The sequence below is a fragment of the Methanolobus tindarius DSM 2278 genome (genome assembly GCF_000504205.1).
GTDB classification, from domain to species: domain Archaea; phylum Halobacteriota; class Methanosarcinia; order Methanosarcinales; family Methanosarcinaceae; genus Methanolobus; species Methanolobus tindarius.
The window spans coordinates 2,253,936-2,274,321 of sequence record NZ_AZAJ01000001.1 but is presented as its reverse complement, the minus strand read 5'-3'; the positions used below and the strand labels follow the sequence as shown (position 1 = coordinate 2,274,321).

General features: G+C 41.7%; 20 protein-coding genes and 1 tRNA gene. 12 read left to right on the top strand and 9 right to left on the bottom strand.

The window, feature by feature from the left end; all coding sequences use genetic code 11:
- Positions 1-20 precede the first annotated feature (20 nt).
- The gene (locus METTI_RS10965) at positions 21-743 is read right to left on the bottom strand and encodes a HesA/MoeB/ThiF family protein (protein WP_023845891.1); all 723 of its coding nucleotides are present in this window, start codon (positions 741-743) and stop codon (positions 21-23) included.
- 253 nt (positions 744-996) lie between these two features.
- On the opposite strand from METTI_RS10965, the gene METTI_RS10960 reads away from it, so the two are divergent.
- Complete coding sequence (locus METTI_RS10960; RefSeq protein WP_023845890.1) at positions 997-1,311, top strand: transcriptional regulator; 315 nt, start codon at positions 997-999, stop codon at positions 1,309-1,311.
- 42 nt (positions 1,312-1,353) lie between these two features.
- Here the strand turns inward: METTI_RS10960 and METTI_RS10955 are convergent, their stop codons facing one another.
- A complete protein-coding gene (locus METTI_RS10955) occupies positions 1,354-1,548 on the bottom strand; it encodes a MoaD/ThiS family protein (RefSeq protein WP_023845889.1) in 195 nt (64 codons plus the stop codon).
- A 425-nt stretch (positions 1,549-1,973) separates the two neighbouring features.
- Here METTI_RS10955 and METTI_RS10950 point away from each other — a divergent pair.
- The 4 genes from METTI_RS10950 (at position 1,974) to METTI_RS10935 (ending at position 5,012) form a co-directional block, all read left to right on the top strand.
- Positions 1,974-2,045: transfer RNA gene (locus METTI_RS10950), tRNA-Arg, on the top strand.
- 59 nt (positions 2,046-2,104) lie between these two features.
- On the top strand, positions 2,105-3,055 hold the full coding sequence (locus METTI_RS10945; RefSeq protein WP_023845888.1) for an alpha/beta hydrolase: 951 nt from the start codon (positions 2,105-2,107) through the stop codon (positions 3,053-3,055).
- 62 nt (positions 3,056-3,117) lie between these two features.
- The gene (locus METTI_RS10940; protein WP_245596112.1) at positions 3,118-3,807 is read left to right on the top strand and encodes an HAD family hydrolase; all 690 of its coding nucleotides are present in this window, start codon (positions 3,118-3,120) and stop codon (positions 3,805-3,807) included.
- Between the two features lie 2 nt (positions 3,808-3,809).
- Positions 3,810-5,012, top strand: a complete 1,203-nt coding sequence (locus tag METTI_RS10935; protein ID WP_023845886.1) for a geranylgeranyl reductase family protein — start codon at positions 3,810-3,812, stop codon at positions 5,010-5,012.
- 4 nt (positions 5,013-5,016) lie between these two features.
- Here METTI_RS10935 and METTI_RS10930 read toward each other — a convergent pair whose 3' ends face one another.
- Positions 5,017-5,520, bottom strand: coding sequence for a regulator of amino acid metabolism, contains ACT domain (locus tag METTI_RS10930; protein WP_023845885.1), 504 nt, complete (start codon positions 5,518-5,520; stop codon positions 5,017-5,019).
- A gap of 252 nt (positions 5,521-5,772) precedes the next feature.
- On the opposite strand from METTI_RS10930, the gene METTI_RS10925 reads away from it, so the two are divergent.
- A complete protein-coding gene (locus METTI_RS10925; protein ID WP_023845884.1) occupies positions 5,773-7,119 on the top strand; it encodes a homocitrate synthase/isopropylmalate synthase family protein in 1,347 nt (448 codons plus the stop codon).
- Positions 7,120-7,472: 353 nt separating this feature from the next.
- Complete coding sequence (locus tag METTI_RS10920; protein WP_023845883.1) at positions 7,473-10,955, top strand: PKD domain-containing protein; 3,483 nt, start codon at positions 7,473-7,475, stop codon at positions 10,953-10,955.
- A gap of 266 nt (positions 10,956-11,221) precedes the next feature.
- On the opposite strand, the gene METTI_RS10915 is transcribed toward METTI_RS10920, so the two are convergent.
- Positions 11,222-13,447 (bottom strand): NADP-dependent isocitrate dehydrogenase, encoded by a 2,226-nt coding sequence (locus METTI_RS10915; protein WP_023845882.1) that lies wholly within the window; start codon positions 13,445-13,447, stop codon positions 11,222-11,224.
- A 208-nt stretch (positions 13,448-13,655) separates the two neighbouring features.
- The gene (locus tag METTI_RS15835; RefSeq protein ID WP_023845881.1) at positions 13,656-13,898 is read right to left on the bottom strand and encodes a hypothetical protein; all 243 of its coding nucleotides are present in this window, start codon (positions 13,896-13,898) and stop codon (positions 13,656-13,658) included.
- An 84-nt stretch (positions 13,899-13,982) separates the two neighbouring features.
- On the opposite strand from METTI_RS15835, the gene METTI_RS10910 reads away from it, so the two are divergent.
- Complete coding sequence (locus tag METTI_RS10910) at positions 13,983-14,825, top strand: TatD family hydrolase (protein WP_023845880.1); 843 nt, start codon at positions 13,983-13,985, stop codon at positions 14,823-14,825.
- Positions 14,826-15,101: 276 nt separating this feature from the next.
- Here METTI_RS10910 and METTI_RS10905 read toward each other — a convergent pair whose 3' ends face one another.
- The 4 genes from METTI_RS10905 to METTI_RS10890 form a co-directional block, all read right to left on the bottom strand.
- The gene (locus tag METTI_RS10905; protein ID WP_023845879.1) at positions 15,102-16,427 is read right to left on the bottom strand and encodes a glycerate kinase type-2 family protein; all 1,326 of its coding nucleotides are present in this window, start codon (positions 16,425-16,427) and stop codon (positions 15,102-15,104) included.
- Positions 16,428-16,459: 32 nt separating this feature from the next.
- Positions 16,460-17,077 carry a YbhB/YbcL family Raf kinase inhibitor-like protein gene (locus METTI_RS10900; protein WP_023845878.1) on the bottom strand — a complete coding sequence of 206 codons (618 nt, stop codon included), beginning with the start codon at positions 17,075-17,077 and terminating at the stop codon, positions 16,460-16,462.
- Positions 17,078-17,224: 147 nt separating this feature from the next.
- Positions 17,225-17,410 carry a PspC domain-containing protein gene (locus METTI_RS10895; RefSeq protein WP_023845877.1) on the bottom strand — a complete coding sequence of 62 codons (186 nt, stop codon included), beginning with the start codon at positions 17,408-17,410 and terminating at the stop codon, positions 17,225-17,227.
- A 15-nt stretch (positions 17,411-17,425) separates the two neighbouring features.
- Entirely contained in the window at positions 17,426-17,782 is a 357-nt protein-coding gene (locus tag METTI_RS10890) for a winged helix-turn-helix transcriptional regulator (RefSeq protein ID WP_023845876.1), read from the bottom strand.
- Positions 17,783-17,873: 91 nt separating this feature from the next.
- Between METTI_RS10890 and METTI_RS10885 the strand changes: the two genes are divergently transcribed.
- The 4 genes from METTI_RS10885 (at position 17,874) to METTI_RS10870 (ending at position 20,368) form a co-directional block, all read left to right on the top strand.
- Positions 17,874-18,533, top strand: a complete 660-nt coding sequence (locus tag METTI_RS10885; protein ID WP_023845875.1) for a nitrite/sulfite reductase domain-containing protein — start codon at positions 17,874-17,876, stop codon at positions 18,531-18,533.
- An 85-nt stretch (positions 18,534-18,618) separates the two neighbouring features.
- Positions 18,619-18,981: a CGGC domain-containing protein gene (locus tag METTI_RS10880; protein ID WP_023845874.1), complete on the top strand. Its 363-nt coding sequence runs from the start codon at positions 18,619-18,621 to the stop codon at positions 18,979-18,981.
- A gap of 30 nt (positions 18,982-19,011) precedes the next feature.
- A complete protein-coding gene (locus METTI_RS10875) occupies positions 19,012-19,380 on the top strand; it encodes an ATP-binding protein (protein WP_023845873.1) in 369 nt (122 codons plus the stop codon).
- A gap of 4 nt (positions 19,381-19,384) precedes the next feature.
- Positions 19,385-20,368, top strand: coding sequence for a GltB/FmdC/FwdC-like GXGXG domain-containing protein (locus tag METTI_RS10870; protein ID WP_023845872.1), 984 nt, complete (start codon positions 19,385-19,387; stop codon positions 20,366-20,368).
- Positions 20,369-20,386 lie beyond the last annotated feature (18 nt).

The following is a 20,386-nucleotide window of genomic DNA, read 5'->3' as shown; positions in this document are numbered from 1 at the left end:
ACCTGGCACCAGAAGGATTATTATTTACCGCATATTTTACAATCCGGTCTTTTTGACACTTTCATATAATCCATTTCAGAATTAAGACCATCCCATATTAGCAGGCGGTTTGTCAGAAGCTTACCGGTCCCAAGCAGGTATTTAATGACTTCATTAGCCTGTATCATGGCAATTATACCAGGGGTCGTGCCAATCACAGGAAATATCTCCGATGGCGGTTCAGATGGGAATACACAATTAAAACATGCACTTTTTCCAGGGATGATCGTCATTGCCTGACCATCAAAACCACGAATTGCGCCATGAACCATGGGAATTCCTTTCTCATGGGCAACCTTATTCAGAAAATAGCGGACCTCATAATTATCCATGGCATCAACAATTATATCTGCATCAGCCACAAGGTCCATGATATTTGTTTCGTCAATTGTCAGGTGAAATGTCTGAATTTCTACGTGAGGATTTATCTGCAGGATTTTTTCCTCTATAGAAATGACTTTCTCTTTGCCAATGTCCTGTTCCCAGTGCAGAACCTGACGGTTAAGATTCGTTTGTTCCACAAGATCCTTATCTGCAACTTTCAAATGGCCTATTCCCGCAACTGCAAGATACAACGCAACCGGACAGCCAAGTCCACCGGCACCTGCCACAAATACAGTAGCATCACTCAAGCGCTTCTGACCTTCCTTGCCAAAAAGCATAATCTGCCTGCTGTATCTTTCGAGTTCATCATCGCTTAACATAGAACAAACCTTTCAATGTAGATTAATTCTCAATAACAGAATGTGCACTATGCATCATAAGTTGTCAAATAATATAAGTCCAGAGGTTTGGAGACCTGGATGCTGGAAAATTAAAAAACTGTAACTTCATTTGGAATTCTATCATGCTCTGTGCAGGATATTATTGGACAAATCAATAAAAGATATTAAATATAAAAAACATATTCACAATTGTGAGATTTTGTTTTGAAAATAAATAATTAAAGGGATGCCTATGAAATTACCATGTCAGATGATCGTCTGGGACGTGTTGCCTGCCATCAGAGCAGCCATCGCAGAAGAACTTATGAATTGCGGACTGTCGCAACAGGAAATTGCCAAGGAACTTGATATGGCACCATCTGCTGTTTCACAATACCTGTCCAAAAAGAGAGGCTACAGGATTGTGCTTGAAGAGAATGTGAAGGTATCTATACGTGAACTTGCTGAAGATATGAAAGCAAACAAGGTTGATGACCTTGCTTCAAGAATATGCGGAATATGCAGGCAACTTAGGGAAGAAGGTCAGGAATGTGCTAATGACAATTAATGCCCTTTGACATTTTATCTGAAACCTGAGTTATCGGAGCTTTCAGCCTCCAAAAATAACCTGCATTATTCGTACATTATCTCCATTTTCGAGAATGCTGTCTTCCGGGATAATACATTTATTTTTAGATACCAGAACTTCACCCAGGCTTATGCCCAGATGTTGCAGTAATTCCACTACTGTCAAGGGACCCATGGCCAGTTCCTGGATATCACCGTTTGGAAGTATTACGTTCATGTTTTTACCTTCTTGAAAAAAATAAAATAAAGGGGTATTGTCGCAGGGTTTTTGAAGTAAACGTTTTTCTGCAGGAGCCGGAAGACTCCTGCTAGGGATTTGAGGTTAAACCTCAAGCCAGGATCCGGATTCGAACCGGACGGCATTACTTTACAGGAGAATGTTTTGCCGTGCCAATGCCCTGGTTATTGGCTATTTTAGCCAAATCACAATTGTGATGATACCTAATACACAATTGTGATATTTAAAAATAACGTTCGTATATTGACTAATAATCTATATTTATGTGAAAATCTAAAACAAATCAGCATATATCATACATTAAACAGCAGTAACAAATTAACAATAATTCCACATCAACAGCATATTTATCTCCAATGAGAAACATGCAAAATGAGTTTAAGTTCAAAATTATAAGCAAATGCGGACCTGTAGTGTAGCGGATATCACTTAAGCCTCCGGAGCTTAGAACCCGGGTTCGAGTCCCGGCAGGTTCGTCATATTAGAGCAATAATTCCCATAACTCCCATTCTATCAAAATCATTTCGGCGATCCCATGAGTCAGAAACATACCACTAAAGGAAAAAGAAAGACTGAAACTAAACAGCATAAGATGAATGTCAAACTTCTCCCGCTTGCACTGGGAATACTACTCATGGTAGCCGGAGCTATTGGAATAATATATAGTTCAGGCGATGATGAACAGTGGTCTGTTTCAGATGAAGGAATACTCTCATATCCTGAAATAACAGATGTGGATTACAGCTCAAATGACATTTCCGGAGCTAACGATAAGGAAACTATCAGGGAAGTCAGTTTTGAAAGCCGTGGTTCTGAAATTGCAGGGCTTATCAGGATTCCGGAATCGGCTACAAATATTCCTGGTGTTGTAGTTCTTCCAGGAGCAGGAGTCTCAAAAGAACAGCAGACAGCAGTACCCCAATTGCTTTCATCACTCGGGTACGCCTCCATAACACTGGATCAGAGAAATCTTGGAGGAATTGACCCGCAGGGTGACATGGCACTTTACATGAATGGGACAGAACCTGTGGAATACATGATGGTGTATGACGCACTTGCTGCTGCAAATGTTCTTGCTGACCAGTCTGAAATTGATGATGACAACATTGCAATGCTTGGTCTTAGTAATGGTGGCAGGTTTGCAATAATAGCAACCGCAATAGATCCGGAAATAAAAGGAGTAATTGGAATCAGCACAAGTGGTTATGATACTGGTTCCATAGTCGTTGATGAAACTGTTGACATGGATGCCTATCTCTTTTACAGGTCAATTGACCCTGACACCTATCTGGGAATGATAAGCCCACGCAGGTTTGTTATGCTGCATTCCATAAATGACAGCATTGTTCCGTATGAACTTGCACTTCGTACTTATGATAAGGCAGAAGATCCAAAAGCACTTTACCCGATTAACGCAAGCACACACGGATATTCCCCACTTATGGCAGAAGATATTGAAAACGAACTTGCAATTATGTTTCAATAGTACCCAATTATAAGTAGAAAAACAGCATTAAATCCAGAACAAGAGCATAGAATAATAAAATAATGGATGAAATGGGAATGAATTTAAGGGGCATTATTTTTGATATGGACAACACCCTCTTCGACTTTGTGGAAGCGAAGATGGTAGCCTGTACTGAAGTTGTCAGTTTTCTTGGTGCAGGTGACCCGCAAGAGCTGTTTGAGTACTTCCGCAGGGAAACCCACGGTTTTGAACACCCGGAGAATATCAGGGACTATATGCTTGACAACGGCATGAATGCTGCTGATAACTACCAGACATGTGTCAGCATCTACGAAACTCACAAGATTAACAACATAAGGCTCTATCCAGATGTAAGGGAAACACTACAAGAACTAAATAAACTCGGCCTTCCCCTTGGAATTGTCACTGACGCTAACAGCGATAATGCAAAGAAAAGGCTTGCAAAAACAGGTATGGAAGCAATGATACATTCACTTACAGCCCATGATATGACTGGCGCAAAAAAACCGGATCTTGCACCTTTCAAACATGCTCTTGAAACAATGGGACTTAATGCTCCTGAAACACTTTTTGTTGGTGACAGCCTGAGAAGGGATATTGCTCCTTCAAAGAAACTGGGCATGATGGCAGCATATGCTGCATATGGAGATCGCAACAGCGCAATAGACAGGACATCAGGTGAATACGAACCTGACAGAACACTCAACAGTTTCCGCGAGGTTCTGGAAATAGTACTTGAACTTAAGTGAAAATGACGGAATATGATGTTATTGTTGTAGGAGGAGGACCAATCGGTTCTGTGGCGGCAAGATATGCTGCAATAAACGGCGCAAAAACACTGATACTGGAAGACCACGCATTCATAGGTACTCCGGTTGGGTGCACCGGACTTCTAAGTACAAGAGCTCTCAATGAGTGTGAAATTGCCCCTTCGGATAGTTCCATCCTGAACTCAGTAAGAGGTGCATTTATTCACCCAATGCATGGGGATTACCTGCCCATTGACGGTAAAAAAACCAAAGCCTATGTTGTCTCAAGGAAGATTTTTGACAGAAAACTTGCGTTGAAGGCTGTTGAAGAAGATGTTGACCTCTGGCTTAACTCAAGAGTTACAGGTATTGAAAACTCACAAAATGAACAGAAGGTTTCAGTTGTAAAGAACGGAGAAAAACATATTCTGAAAACCAAAGTTGTAATTGGTGCTGACGGTGTTCGGAGCCAGGTGGCAAAATGGTCAGGACTTGGAAATGTTACAGAAGTGCTGCCGGGAATTCAGGCAGAAGTTCCTTACCGCAGTGATGACACCAATTTTGTTGAATTGTTTATTGGGTCACAGGTTCCCGGATTCTTTGGATGGACTGTGCCTGTAAATGAAAGCATATCCCGTGTGGGTATGGCTGTTGATCCCATATGTGGACTGTCAGCGCATCAGGTTCTTGAAAATCTCCTGACAAAGAATCAGCATGTTGCTTCAAGATATGGTGGTGGCAAACTTGACCTTGTTATGGGAGGAATTCCACTTGGACCTCTTGAAAAGACATATGCAGACGGTGTAATGATAGTCGGTGACGCAGCAGGGCAGGTTAAACCCACATCAGGAGGAGGAATCTATACCGGAGCTGTGTGTGCAAAAATTGCCGGTGAAATTGCTGCAAAGGCTGCAGAGAAAAATAACAGTTCTGCATCATTCCTTTCTGAATACGATAAACAGTGGAGAGCAAAACTTGGAAAAGAGCTTGCAATGGGAATGAGAATTCACAGGTTTGCAGCAGGACTCGGGGATAGAGAGATGGACGAGCTCATAGCTTCGATGAACAATCCTGCTATTCTTGACACCATAACACGCTACGGTGACATGGACCATCCTTCAATACTGATAAAAAAGATGCTGCACCCATCTAAATCGGTGCATATGTTAAAGATATTCAGGGCTTTTGCAAAGGCTGTTCTCTGAAATATCAAGCGATATTTACGCTTTTTACAGAATCCAGTTTGAGCAGTTCCTCAATGATGCTGCCGGGGACCTTTGTATCGGTGATTATTGTAAGCCGGGGTTCGTCTGTGAAGAAAGGGTCATCTGACACAGCCTGCCTGATGCTGATATTTTGTTGTGCGATAACTGTGGAGACTTCGGAGATAATTCCCTTGTTAGAAGCATCGTCCGGGGTTATGATAATGACACCCTGTCCCATGAGAGGGGCGACATCCCGAAGAAAAGGAATTGATTTTACATTCTGGAATATCTTTTTTAGCTGATCATCTGAAAGTATGACCTCTGTTGTGGAATCTACAACACGCCTGTCAACACCTGCTTCCCTGGCAAGTTGCGTGTGTGCTATTTCAATGGCGCCTGAGGTAACTTTTCCTTCATCACTTACCTGAAAACCACGTTCAAAAAGAAGCTTCAGCACCTTTTGCTGGGCCGGGTATTTCTCGAACTTCCTGAGTAATATGCTCCACATATGAATCATGTAATCTTTTAAAATATAAAGATTTAAAGGTTTAGTTTTGCCGGGAGGAAAAAATGATCCTCCTAAGATATATAGAAACGATGTTTTAAGTAGGAGTGCAGCTATATTAAGAGTACAATTCACACTCAATAATAATGATTATCCAGGGCGGACACATTTTATTAGGGTACTGATACCGACTCGTTTCTAAACTAATACACTAATTAAAGCTCTGGAGCTTTCGAATTGAAAAGGAGGTTTCAAATGAAAATATACAAGGACTATGATGATCTTCCAAAAATAAAATTACCACTGGGGCAGGAAGTATCAATAAGTGACAGCACTATCAGGGATGGGGCACAGATGCCTGGTATTGTCATGAAGAGTCAGCAGAAGTTTCAGATATACAACTACCTGCACCGTATAGGAATAGAGAAACTTGAGACTTTTGTCTATAACGAAAGGGACAGAAAAGCCATCAAGCTCATGATGGACCAGGGATACGAATTCCCGGAAATAACCGGATGGGCACGTGCAAACCCTGCTGATATTGATATGGTCCTTAACATTGACGGCATTGAGGAAACCGGTGTCCTTATGTCAGTATCTGATCCTCATATCGTTGATAAGATGGGGCTTACCCGTGAGGCAGCCGAGGAAAAATACCTCAATGCACTCCAGTATGCAGTTGATCACGGACTCCGCACCAGGGCTCACATCGAAGATATGACCCGTGCAGACAATTATGGATTCACATTCCCTCTTATTAAGAAAATAATGGACATAGACCCTGATTGTACTATCCGTGTATGTGATACCATTGGATTTGGAATACCATTTGAAGGTGTTGACGAGCCTTTTGGAATTCCAATGATCACTAAATACCTGAAGGACGAGCTCAATGTTAAAAATATCGAGACTCACTGTCATGATGATTTTGGTTTTGCTGTTGCCAATTCCATTGCAGGATACTGGCACGGTGCAAATTGGTCCAATGTGACATTCCTTGGTATTGGTGAGAGAGCAGGTAACGCCGAAATGGAAAAACTGCTTTTATTCCTTGCAAGGCGTATCGAGGGATTCGACAAGTACAATCTTGATTCTATTGTAGAGTTCTCAAAATTCATGCAGGATGAAATCGGCATCCGTATACCAAGGAATAAGTCTGTTGTTGGTAACAACGTATTTGCACACGAATCAGGAATCCACTCCGCCGGTGTTATCAAGAATCCGTTCACCTACGAACCATATCCACCTGAAATCGTTGGTGGAAAGAGGATTTTCCTCATTGGTGATTCTTCTGGAATCGAAGTACTTAGGTACAAAGTCCAGGAAACACTGAACGAACTCATGGAAGTTAATATCGAGATCGACAAGAATGACAAACGCCTCAGAGCAATCCAGGCCGAAATTCAGAAACTCTACAACGACGAGAAGAGGGTTTCCTGCATTTCCGATGAAGAGATCATGGCATACGTGAAGAAGTACTTCATGTTCAACCAGATGCTCAGCAAGGATATGCACCGCAAGGACATGGAAGAGGATGAAAATCTTGATGAGGGGCAAAAAAGCAACGAGATCAAACCTCGTATGCACGATACAATAGACTAATTCTTTTTTTGAAGCTGCTGCCTGTTGGCAGCGGTTATACTATTTTTAAAGTTCATTAAAGATTTTGAGTACTCTGCTCACAACTTTAGCAATTTCATCAAAAATTGTATTTTCATTTTTTTGGCAGACTGAATTAGTACATCATAGTAAGAATCTGCAATTTGTGGATTATAAGAAGACATTAATGAAACATAGTAGAACTCATCTCTCAAAAATATTAAATATATAATAGATTATTAAAGTTAATTAATTAAATTATATTTATACATTGTTGATCGATGCCATCTTGAAGCAAAACCAATCACTTTGGCACTAAAACATAACAATTACACTATTCAATGAGAGAGGATTTTATGCGCAGATTGTATTTCATGATATGTTTCTTACTTATATCCTGTGCCGTATTAACATCTGCTGCACAGGCAGCAACGACTGTAAGTGCTTCAAGTGGCACTGCAACTTATACTGAAAACGATGACATGTATATAGACTCAGGGCTAACCATCACCGGTAGTGAGTCTACTTATTCATCAGCTAAAGTCTACATAGGAGATGGTTATGTCTCCGGACAGGACTATCTGAGATATGACACTACAAATGGCATATCAGGATCTTTTGACACCTCAACAGGAGTACTGACACTTACTTCGGCTGCCACAACTCCAGCTGCATATCAAGCAGCCTTTAGAAATGTCAGATATGAGAATACTAACGAGGAGCCAAACACTGCAGACCGAAAGATTACCTTTGTCCTAGGAGGAAATACACTATATTTTGAAGATACAGGACATTACTACGAGTATGTATCCTACTTGTCAACATGGACAGCAGCAAAAACAAATGCAGATACTAAGACCATGGAAGGACTACAAGGATATCTTGCAACCATCACATCAGAGGAAGAAAATAATTTCCTAATGGAAAAAATACAGGCTGATGCATGGATGGGTGCAAGTGACGCTGCTGTCGAAGGAGAATGGCGCTGGGTCACTGGTCCTGAAGGAACTGAGGAAGGAGGAGCTGGAAGACAGTTCTATGACGGAGATGGTTATACAGGCTCAGCAATATCAGGTGAATATAACAAATGGAACGGACCTGCACTGGGTACTGGCAATGAACCAAACGACTCGGGAAATAACGAGGATGCTGGCCAAATGTATTCAACAAACAACGGTACCTGGAATGACCTTCCCCATACAGTTACAACACTGAGTGGGTACCTTCTTGAATATGGTGGAATGAGTGGAGATGAAGCACCACAACTATCAACAACAGTTACTGTGAGCGTGACTTCAGTAAATGATGCGCCGACAACCCCAGGAGTATTCACATCACCAACAAGCAGCCAGATAAAGAAGGGTGGAAGCTCAATGACTGTGTCATGGGGAACATCCTCAGATGTTGAAGGTGACAGCGTAAAATACAACCTGTGGCTCTACAACGGATCATGGTCACTTATAGGAAACCTGCTTAGCACCAACAGTATGGCATTTACTCTTCCGGAAGACAATACTGGAAGTGCAATGTTCCGCGTATATGCTACTGATACCCAGGATAATTCATCGGCTCGTGATGTTACATTTACTATCGACTCTGTTCCACCGGTAATTGCATATGGGACAAATGGTAACAGCACCTACGCTAACAGCCACAGTTCCACAGTGACAGGAACAGATTCACCTGCAGGCATCTCACAGATGGCTTATGCCTGGACACAGAGCGCGGATGTGAGTTCTGTTTCATCATGGACTTCTTTTGCAAATGCTGGAACACTGACTAAAGATTCAGTTGACGGTGACTGGTATCTCCATACACGTGGAACCGATAATGCCGGAAATATCAATTACTCTGTATCAGACGTTTTCAAGTTGGACAACAGTCTGCCTATAACATATTACAATGAAAATGGTAACAGCACATACAACCAGAGTCACAGTACCGTTGTAACAGTAGTTGATACGGTATCAGGCATCAATGAACTGTCTTATTCCTGGACACTGGACTCCAATGTATCCAATGTGTCTGTATGGACTCCTTTTAACAGCGGAGACACACTTACAGCAGATCAGAATGATGGTGACTGGTATCTTCACATAAAAGCAGTTGACAATACCAGCAATATAAACTATTCAACATCTAACGTATTTTTGGTTGACAAATCAAATCCTGTATATTCATGGACAAATATGCCCGTGGCTGCAAACACCGGAGATAGTGTCCTTCTTTCACTGAACGTCACTGATTATTCAACAATAGTAAACTATAATGTGACTGTTGATGGAAACGAATACCAGATGAACGCAAGTGCAGGAAACTACTCATGGACAATCGATATTCCTGCAAGCAATTCCGGTACGCTGGTAAGTCATATGACCTACAACTGTACATTCATAGACATTGCTGGAAATATAAACACAACCGGAGATATTCTGATGAATGTTTCCATCCTGCCAATTGCAGATTTTAGTGCTAATGCAACCAGAGGAATAAGTCCTCTTACAGTCAATTTCACTGACAACTCATCAGGACTTGTGGAAAGCTGGAACTGGGACTTTGGAGATGGTACGAATTCAACTGACATCAACACTACACACACTTTCATATCCGGTAACTACACGGTAAACCTTACTGTTCAAAACAGCAATGGTACATCTTCCAGCCTGTTGAATGTCAGGTGTGCAGAGGAACCGGTTTACACTTACTCACCTGAAAATTCATCAGCAATATCTGCATATGGAGAAGAACTGAACTTCAGTATACAGAGCACACTTTATTCCAGCTTTGTATGGCTCATCGACGGAAATCCTGTAAATGAAACAGGAGCAACATTGTACAACAATACAAATGATTCATCCATGATTTCCTACTGCCTGATAAACACAAGTCAGTACATTAACCAGAGTGATTTCTTCATGGACATTTACAATGTCTCGGTCCTGACCAGTAATGAAAGCATTGGAAGAACCGACACACGTTCATGGCAGTGGACAGTTACAGAATCGTCTGAAAGTGGGAATAACATCACAATGGTAATCAACTCCACCCCTACGATTACAATAAATGGCAGTGATAAGTATCTGCGTTTCAACACCACCAATGACGATGACACTGATGACAACGGTCTTGCATGCAGTATTGTTTCAACATCTTTCAATACTGGTAACAACACCGACGGCATACAGGTCAGGGTGGAAGTGCTGAATGTTTCTGCTATCAACGAGTCGAGCATTGATTTCTCAACCTCGTCAATATACCAGTACCTTGACATTAGTTTCACCAACGAAACACTGGTAAACAACCAGAGCAACAACCGCAGTATAGAATTCAGGGTGCTTAATGAAAAGGGTGGAGGTACTTTAATAGTCAATACCGTGTACCTGAGACACTGGACAAATCCACAGTGGGAAGCATATACTCCTGAACGCATAGGTAATGACGGAACGTACTCATACTTCATTGTAAGAAATGTTTCGGGATATTCCCCCTTTACTGTAACCTGTAGCTATCAGTATAGTTCATCGACTACCAGTGATGATGGAATGCCATATTATCTCAAGAAACTGCTTTTCTGGAGTGATGAGGAGCCAACAGAAGAAATAGCTGATGTATTAGAAACTGAAAATGTTGACATTATAGATACAGATTCCCTGGGTGATTCGGTTGGCGTGGTCTCAGCAAGTTCTTCAGGAGACACAGACGTATCGGAAGAATACAATGGGGAAGAACAAGAGAGTAAACCATTGAAGCTTGCAGGACTTCTTGCATTGCTAATTGTAGCAGGGTTCTTCATCCTGTTCCTTAAAAAGAGAAATGATGACGAAAAGAAGAAATTATAAGCAAGCTTTTTGAGGAATCCCGGATCGTTGATTTGGGATTTTATCTTTTTCTTTTTTTGTGAATTAACTGCAAAATAACATTATACTTTTTTCTTATCAGAATCCTAAAAAGAGCCTGGTTTGGAGAATGATGCAATAGAAAAGTAAGTAGAGAACATAAAATATAAATGTTTGAGATGAAATTATTTCATCTCAGATTCGACGTATTCTAGATACTAAAAAGCCCCGGCCGAAACCGGGGTTTTCCTCTTGATTCCAAAATAAAATTAAATATAATCTATAATCCCATTCAAAGTCGCACTAGGTCTCATGGCCTGGGATCTCAACTCCTCATCCGGAGCGTAGTATCCTTTGATATCCACAGCTTTGCCCTGAGCTTCTAACAACTCACTGGCAATCTTCTCTTCATTTTCCATCAGAGCTTTAGCCACAGGTTCAAAAATTGTTTTTAGCTGGCTATCTTTCTCCTGATCAGCCAGAGCCTGAGCCCAATACATTGCAAGATAAAAATGAGATCCTCTGTTATCGATCTCATTCACTTTTCTGGAAGGTGATTTTCCATTTTCCAGAACCAGCTCTGTAGCTTTATCCAGTGTTTCTGCTAAAACCAGAGCTTTAGAATTATCATAACTGTTGCCCAGATGTTCCAGAGAAGAAGCTAAAGCCAGGAATTCTCCCAGGGAGTCCCAACGCAGGTGACCTTCCGATACAAATTGCTGTACGTGTTTTGGTGCTGAGCCACCGGCACCTGTCTCGAAAAGTCCGCCGCCATTCATCAGTGGAACGATAGACAGCATTTTTGCACTGGTTCCCACTTCTAAAATCGGGAAGAGGTCTGTCAGATAATCCCTCAAAACATTTCCAGTCACAGAGATGGTGTCTTTGCCTTCTTTAATTCTCCCCAATGAAAACCTGGTTGCTTCAACAGGAGATTTGATTAAAATTTCCAAGCCAGCGGTATCGTGATCTTTCAAATATTTGTTCACTTTTTTAATGAGCTGTAAGTCGTGAGCTCTATTCTCATCGAGCCAGAAGACCGCAGGATTTCCTGTTGCTTTGGCTCTGTTGACGGCCAGCTTGACCCAGTCCTGAACGGGGGCGTCTTTCACCTGACACATACGGAAGATATCTCCTTCCTCTACCGGCTGTTCAAGGAGTACATTATTGTTGTCATCGATAACCTGGACTTTTCCTGTGCCAGCCATCTCAAAGGTCTTGTCATGTGAGCCGTATTCTTCAGCTTTTTGCGCCATAAGTCCCACATTAGAAACGCTTCCCATTTTTGATGGATCAAAGGCACCGTGTTTTTGGCAGAACTCAATTGTTTCCTGATACACTCCAGAATAACAGCGATCCGGAATTATGGCTTTCATATCTTTCAGTTTCCCGTCTGGCCCCCACATGCCGCCTGATGAGCGGATCGCTGCAGGCATGGAAGCGTCGATGATAACATCGCTTGGAACATGGAGATTGGTAATTCCCTTATCGGAGTTAACCATAGCCAATGCCGGTCTTTTGGCATACACAGCTTCTATATCTGCTTTAATTGCGTCCTGTTTGTCTTCAGGCAGATTCTGGATTTTTGTATAGAGATCTCCCAGTCCGTTGTTGGGATTTACACCCAATTCTGAAAGCAGATCACCATATTTATCAAATATATCTTTAAAGAAGACTTTAACCACATGACCAAAGATGATAGGGTCGGAAACTTTCATCATTGTAGCTTTCAAATGAACAGAAAATAAGACATCTTTAGCTTTGGCATCTTCTATCTGTTCAGCCAGAAATGCCTGAAGAGCTTTTTTGCTCATAACAGATGCATCAATAATCTCTCCGGCCAGGAGAGGAGCTTTGTCTTTTAATAGTGTTTTATTACCTGCATCATCTGTAAAGAAAATTCTGTAATTGGTAGCCTCTTCAATTTCAATAGATTTCTCGCTGCCATAGAAATCTCCGGAGGTCATGCTGGCTACATGGGATTTGGAATCGGATTTCCATTCTCCCATGGAATGGGGATGTTTCTTCGCATAATTCTTTACAGCTTTAGGAGCTCTGCGGTCAGAATTCCCTTCTCTGAGTACCGGGTTAACAGCACTGCCTTTGACAATATCGAATTTCGCTTTGATTGCCTTTTCTTCATCATTAGAAGGATCTTCTGGATAATCTGGCAGATCATATCCCTTAGCCTGGAGTTCTGCGACTGTCGCTTTGATCTGGGGAATTGAAGCGCTGATATTGGGTAGTTTGATAATGTTAGCCTGCGGAGTTAAGACCATTTCTCCCAATTCGGAAAGGTCATCGGAAATCTTCTGTTCCTCTGTCAGTCTTTCTGGAAACTGGGCAATGATTCTTCCCGCCAGGGAGATATCCCTCGTTTCCATAGTGATTCCGGCATTTTTCACATAAGCCTGCAAAATAGGCAGGAGTGAACTGGTTGCCAAAGCCGGGGCTTCATCGGTTTTAGTATAAATGATTGTAGATTCCTGTGACATGTTGATCCCTTTCTCTGTAAATTAATATTGCTCAAAATCAATCATTATTTTAACAAATTGTAATTTTAAAATCGTAAATTATAATATGAATATGAAAATTCAAATTGCTCTATTAACGGCAACATCATATATATTTCATACCCAGAAAACAAACATACACTAAAAAATAAGTAATAAAAAAGAGAAAATAGCTGAAAAAACAGAAATATCAGGCTTTACGAGACTCTTTGGGTGAATCCGTTACTTTTGCAAGGGTCTTCAGCCTGAGAAGTGTCATGGCAAAAATGTAAGCAAACCCCAGTATTATAATGAAAATCAGGATAGCTCTTAAACCCGTAACAGCTCCTGAAACAATTACCAGAGCTGAAAGTACCATGATTATCAACTGACCAAGCAAGGACAACAAACTTGACTGGACTTGCCTGTGCTTTAAAAACAATTTCAGGTTCATACGGATATATAATCCACAATTTGCATATATACCTGACCGCCTACATTTTTAGATTAAAAACTCATATAGAGTACTATGACACCCATGACACCAGGTTTCCCCATTACAGACGAACACATGCACATTGACCCAAGGGCAAAGGGTCTGAAAGCTGTCAAAGAGTTCCAGAACACAGGCGGAACACATATTTTCCTTGTCATGAAACCAAGCTGGACTCTTGGTATCAAAGTTACAAAACCAGAGGACCACATCGCAGTCTTTGAGGAAACCGTCGACATCTCAAAACAAATAAACGAAACTGGTGTCACATCATTCCCGGTTCTTGGAGTTCATCCCGCAGAAATAACAAAACTCACGGAATACATGGAGCTTTCAAAAGCTGTTGAGACCATGAAAGGAGGACTGGATATTGCAGCAGACTATGTAAATCGTGGGCTTGCAGTTGGACTCAAAAGCGGAAGACCACACTATCCGGTCAGCCCGGAAATATGGGACGCTTCCAACGAGGTCATGGAATATGCTTTCACACTTGCTCGAGACCTTGACTGCGCTGTACAATTACACACAGAAGATGTTGGAGAGCCTGAACTTATCGATATTGCAGAACGTGCCAGAAAAACCGGAATCAAAATGCATAAGGTTGTAAAACACTATGCTCCACCGCTTGTAGACGTATGCGAAAGACTCGGGCTATTCCCCGGAGTACTTGCAGGCAAAGGTGCCATTGAAGAAGCACTTGAACAGGGAACCCGTTTTATGATGGAAACCGATTATATCGATGACCCGGACAGACCCGGAGCAGTGCTTGGTCCAAAAACAATTCCCAGAAGGACACTTAAGCTTGCAGAAGAGGTCGGAGAAGAGCCTTTCTGGAAGATCCACAAAGAAAATCCGGAAAAAGTGTATGAGGTCGATATCGAACTCTGAAAATGCTAAGCTTTGTTTTTTCAGTTACACGAAAACAACCTGCAATCTAAAAACAAAGTATCCATCCGCCGAAAGCGGCACATTCCTATGCCCCTATGAAGAATATTATTCCAGAGATTGTGCATATTATCTCTTCTTCTTATTGTGGGAAAACGCCGGCTTTGCCGTATCCTTCGGGATCACTCAAGTTATTCATGACCTGTGATATATCTGGTTGGAAACTGACAAGCAACCTGCTTGCCTTTAAGTTTTAATGACAGAATTTTTACAGAGCCTTCAGAACATATCCACCAGAATAATGTAGATATCCATTACATTGGTTCCCGTGGGGCCTGTTTTTATCAGATCGCCTGTTTCCTTAAAAAAGCCATGGGAATTGTTATTGGAAAGAAACATGTGAGCATCAAGTTGAAGGTTTTTTCCATTTTGAATAGTTTCACCATCGGCATACGCACCTGCACAATCTGTGGTTCCATCATTGCCATCTGTACCTGCCGCGAGTAAAAGAACATCATTAAGATCGGCGACTTCAATAGCAAAAGAAAGTGCCATCTCCTGACACCTGCCACCCAGGCCTTTGCCTTTCATAGTAACAGTGGTTTCACCACCTGCAAGTATACAGGCAGGAAGAGGAATTGGTGTACCTCTTCTTCTTTCTTCCCTGGCAATTGCCGCAAACACCTTGGCAACTTCCCTGGCTTCGCCTATAACAGATGAAGTCAGCACCATTGTATTGTAACCCAGTTCAGAAGCCTTATTTTCAGCCTCCATAAGTGCAAGGGCATTGTTACCCACAAGATAATGGCTGGTCTTTTCAAAAACAGGAGCTTCGGATGAGGGTGTTTCTTCAATAACACCTTCCAGGCCATCCTCCAGTACTCCGGCAACTGCAGGTGACAACGTAATACTATATCGTTCGATAATCTCATGGAAATCCCCGTAAGTAGATGTATCAGGAACAGTTGGCCCTGACGCAATAACGTCCAGTGGATCACCTACCACATCTGAGAGAATGAGACTGATAGATTCTGAAGGAAAAGCCATTTTTGCAAGACCACCGCCTTTTATTGAACACAGGTGTTTTCTTACCGTATTGAGTTCATCAATAGTTGCACCGGAGCGTATAAGACCATCGGTGAGCTTTGCCATATCAGTGAGCGAAATACCCTTGCGGGGGTATGTTACCAGTGCCGAGCCACCGCCGGATATCAGGAAAAGTATCAGGTCGTTTGCACCGGTACTTTCCAGAAAATCATGAACCTTTTTTCCGGCAATAATACTATTATCATCCGGGGTTGGGTGTCCTGCCTCATATACCTCTACTTTTGATAACGGACCTGAAAATCCATATTTGGTTATGGCAATACCACTGGTAAGTGAGTCACCCAGTATTTCCTCCATTGCCTTTGTCATGGAAATGGATGCTTTTCCGAAAGAGATTATATAGATATTATCGTAAAGTGAAAGGTCATAAGACCGGCCATTTATGAGCAGTTCTAAGCCGTTTTTTACTACTGACCTGTAAATACATGCTTTTGGGTCTACCGCTGCAATCGCCTCTGACATTATGGCATAGGCATCGTTTCTCATCTTTTCGTTCATATTATTTCATCCGGATGATTTAGAATTACAGTTTATGAGCGACTATATGTACCCATTAGTTCACCATATGCCAGTACATGTCCACTCATCGCATCTTCCACAAGAGTTCTTTCAGTCCCACTTTCCAAATCAATTTCACTATCAAGTGCATATACTTTGAAGAAGTAGCGGTGAGTTCCCGAAGGTGGACACGGACCTGTGTATGATGCCTGACCTGCACTGTTTTTACCTTCAACTCCCGGAATACTGTTTTCATCTATTTGAGAGGCAACCGGAATATTCCAGACCACCCAGTGAGTGAATGTACCCATGGGTGCATCAGGGTCATCCATTATCAATAAAAGAGAAACAGCATCTTCCGGAATACCGGATATTCCCAGATACGGATTGATGTTTTCATCGTCACATGTGTATTTTGCAGGAATTGTTTCAGCACTTTCAAAAGCTGAACTTGTAATTGTTAATGTATCGGAAATCATAGTATCATTATCCGGGTTCTTCGCTGCATTATCTGCGGTGTCCTCTGGTTTGGCATCCAGAACATCAGTTGTTTCTTCATGAACATCGTCTGAACCAATACAACCTGAAAATACAAGAAAAATCATCATTAGTACAACTGATAGATACACTATAGGACGCTGAATGAACATAGTACCACCTGAAACGATTATACAGAACCCCGATTATATATTATAAGTAATACACTTACTGCCGATTATTTATTGTTTGTGGCAGAATAGAAAAATGAAAATAAAGAGAAAAATGATAGCAAGAAAGCTATTTACTACCGCAGAGTCTTACTCTTCCGGAATGATAATCCACGCAATAATATAGATAAGAATTCCGGTACCCAGACTGAAAAAGGTACCTACGGCAAATATGAGCCTGACAAGTACCGGGTCTATTCCCGTATAAAGACCAATACCGCTGCAAACACCGGCAAGTATCCTGTCTTCTTTTGAGCGTCTTAATTCCTTATACATAAATCCTCTTAAAAGTCAAAGTTCACATGTCTTACAGTTGGTGCCACCACATTCGGGATTCTCAAACTGCCATTTCAAGCCCCACTGCTTTATATTCTGTAACACATGCAGGAACTCTTCCCCGCTTTCTGTCAAGCTGTATTCTGATTTAATAGGGAACACTGTATCGTCAACGATCTTATCAACAAGGCCATGTTCTTCCAGCTCCTTCAGCCTTGTGGAAAGTGTCTTTGGTGTCACATCCTGTAACTTATTTTTAAGCTCGTTGAACCTTTTACACTTATGTTCACCTTTGTAAAGCTCATGCAAGATGCATAACGACCATTTTTTGCCGACTATATCGACCGTTTTGTAAATTGTGCAATCTTTCATAGTATCCTATAGGAAACCACCCAATATATAAGTGAGTATCTGTAATATACCATTAATCCAGAAGAGAATTTTGGAAGAAGGAGTGACCAAAATGGCAAAAGATTTACTTGAGAAAGGAGCAATCCTGCAGAGAGACCAGGAAACATACGCAATCGCACCGCACCTGCCAGGTGGTGTAGTTTCTGCAGAACAGCTTCGTAAAATCGCAGATGTAGCTGAAAAGTATGGAGCTGCAACACTTAAAGTAACTTCATCCCAGAGAGTTTGTATCGTAGGACTTAAAGAAGATGACATCGATGGCGCATGGGATGACCTTGGAATTAAACCAGGAGCTGCCATTGGACTTTGTGTTAGAAGTATCAAGATCTGCCCGGGTACCACATTCTGTAAGCGTGGACAGCAGGACGCAGTAGGACTTGGACTTAAGCTCGATGAGAAATATCACGGAATGGAACTTCCATGCAAATTCAAGATGGCTGTTTCCGGATGTGCAAACTCATGCTCAGAACCTGCAATCAAAGACATTGGTATCATGGGAACACCAAAGGGATACACTGTCATGGTAGGCGGTAATGCAGCACTCAAACCAAGGCTCGCAGAAGTAATCGCAGACGAACTTTCAGATGATGAAGTTATGACTCTTGTTGACAAGATCGTAACATTCACCAAGGCACACGGTTCAAAGCACCGTCTTGGAAGAGTAATTGACGAAATCGGCCTTGACAAGTTCAAGGAAGAAATCGGTCTTTAAATTAATTGAGTAAATTTTCTTCAGGGGATATCCCCTGTTTTTTCTTATTTTTACTATTAATTCTTACAATCTTAAGTCTTAAATCTTGAAAAACGGAGCTGGTATTATCGAAGATATTAAACCTCCAACAAAAATTGCAGTAATCAGATGCGACATCGTATCAGAAGCATGTCCTGGCGTGGGATGCTTCATGGCATTCAACAAAAGAAGCATGCACTTTAAAGAGTACGATGAGAACGCCGAAATGGTTGCATTTTTCACCTGCGGTGGATGTTCCGGCAGAAGAGTTTACCGCCTGCTCAAATCACTAAAGAAACGTGGTGTTGACGTAATACACCTGAGCTCATGCATGCAAATGGAAAATTATCCGAAATGCCCACATATTGATGAGATAAAAAAGACAGTTGAAGATGCTGGAATCAGGCTTATTGAAGGAACGCATCATTAGAATAAGAGGAGAATATCAGGAGAGAGAAACATGGCAAAGAGACTGATAGTTAAGATAGATGAAGAGAAATGCACTGGTTGTGGAAAGTGTGTTTCACCATGTGCCGAAGGTGCTATACAAATAATAAACGGCAAAGCAAAAGTTGTTGCAGAAGAACTTTGTGACGGAATGGGATTCTGCATCGGGGTCTGCCCAGAAGGTGCAATCACAATTGAGGAAAGAGAAGCTATTCCTTTTGACCTGAGAAAAGCCGAATCCCAGCCAAAGACAACAGATGTTTCAATCAAGTGTTTCAGCTGCGGCTGCGGTGAACAGGATAACTACCTCATGCCAGTCAGGCATAACATGGAAAGTCTCTGGGTCTGCACAAAATGCCTGCCACGGCTTATTCACGGATGAGATTATGGCAATCGAGATTTCCCTTGAAGGAACTGCAGATTATATCTGCGACTATACTTTCAATTTTTACTGGCACAATAACAGCCTGAATCCTGATTCCCTTATACCCAAACAGAACGGTACTACCTTCACATACAGGAATATTGTCAATGAACTAAAGTCAGGTGGAGAGGTACGAATAACCGGAAATGTAGGATCGAATTTCGCCTACAGCCTTGGTGCTGATATCAAACATCTTGGCGGAAACGGGGAAATTGAGAAAGCAGGCAGAATATTCGTTGATGGAAATGTCGGACCTGAAGCTGGAATGGGAATGGTTTCCGGCACACTGTATGTCAAAGGTGATATCGAATATCCAGTTGGAAATATTGTGGAACTTGTCAGCGATGTTGCTGAATACAGAAAATTCCGCTCAATTACAGATATACTATGTAACGGAACCGGCAGTGATGAAATCATTAACAACGAGTTCGATGAAACTGAAAATACATTGATTCTGAAAGATGGAGTTCACAGAGGAACCGTGGCTGCACGATGTAACTGTGATTCAAAGGTTATCATTGAAGGTGACGCCTACAACGGAACAGCAATGCTTGCCAGGAAAGCTACAGTTATAGTTAATGGAAATGCCGGTATGAACACAGGTTCACATCTTAAAGGTGGAACTGTTGTCGTTCACGGAGAGGTCGGAGAGTTTGCCGGAGCTTACATGAAAAATGGGAAGCTCATTTTCCTGAACGCTAAAGGGTTCATAGGTGCCGGAATGGAAGGCGGTGCTATCTACAGTAAGAACAAGTCGAAAACCAGCCCTCCTGCTGCAAAATCCAGAATGAAAGGAGAAGATAGCAGCCTTATAAGAGAACTTATGGATGCAGGAAGAGTTGAATCTATGCTCTATAACAAATATGAACCGGATAAGGAAAAAGAAAAGTACGTTGAAGTTCACATGCGTGACGGTTCAATTGTTATGCGTAAGATAGACGGATAATTGGTGTATAAAAACTAA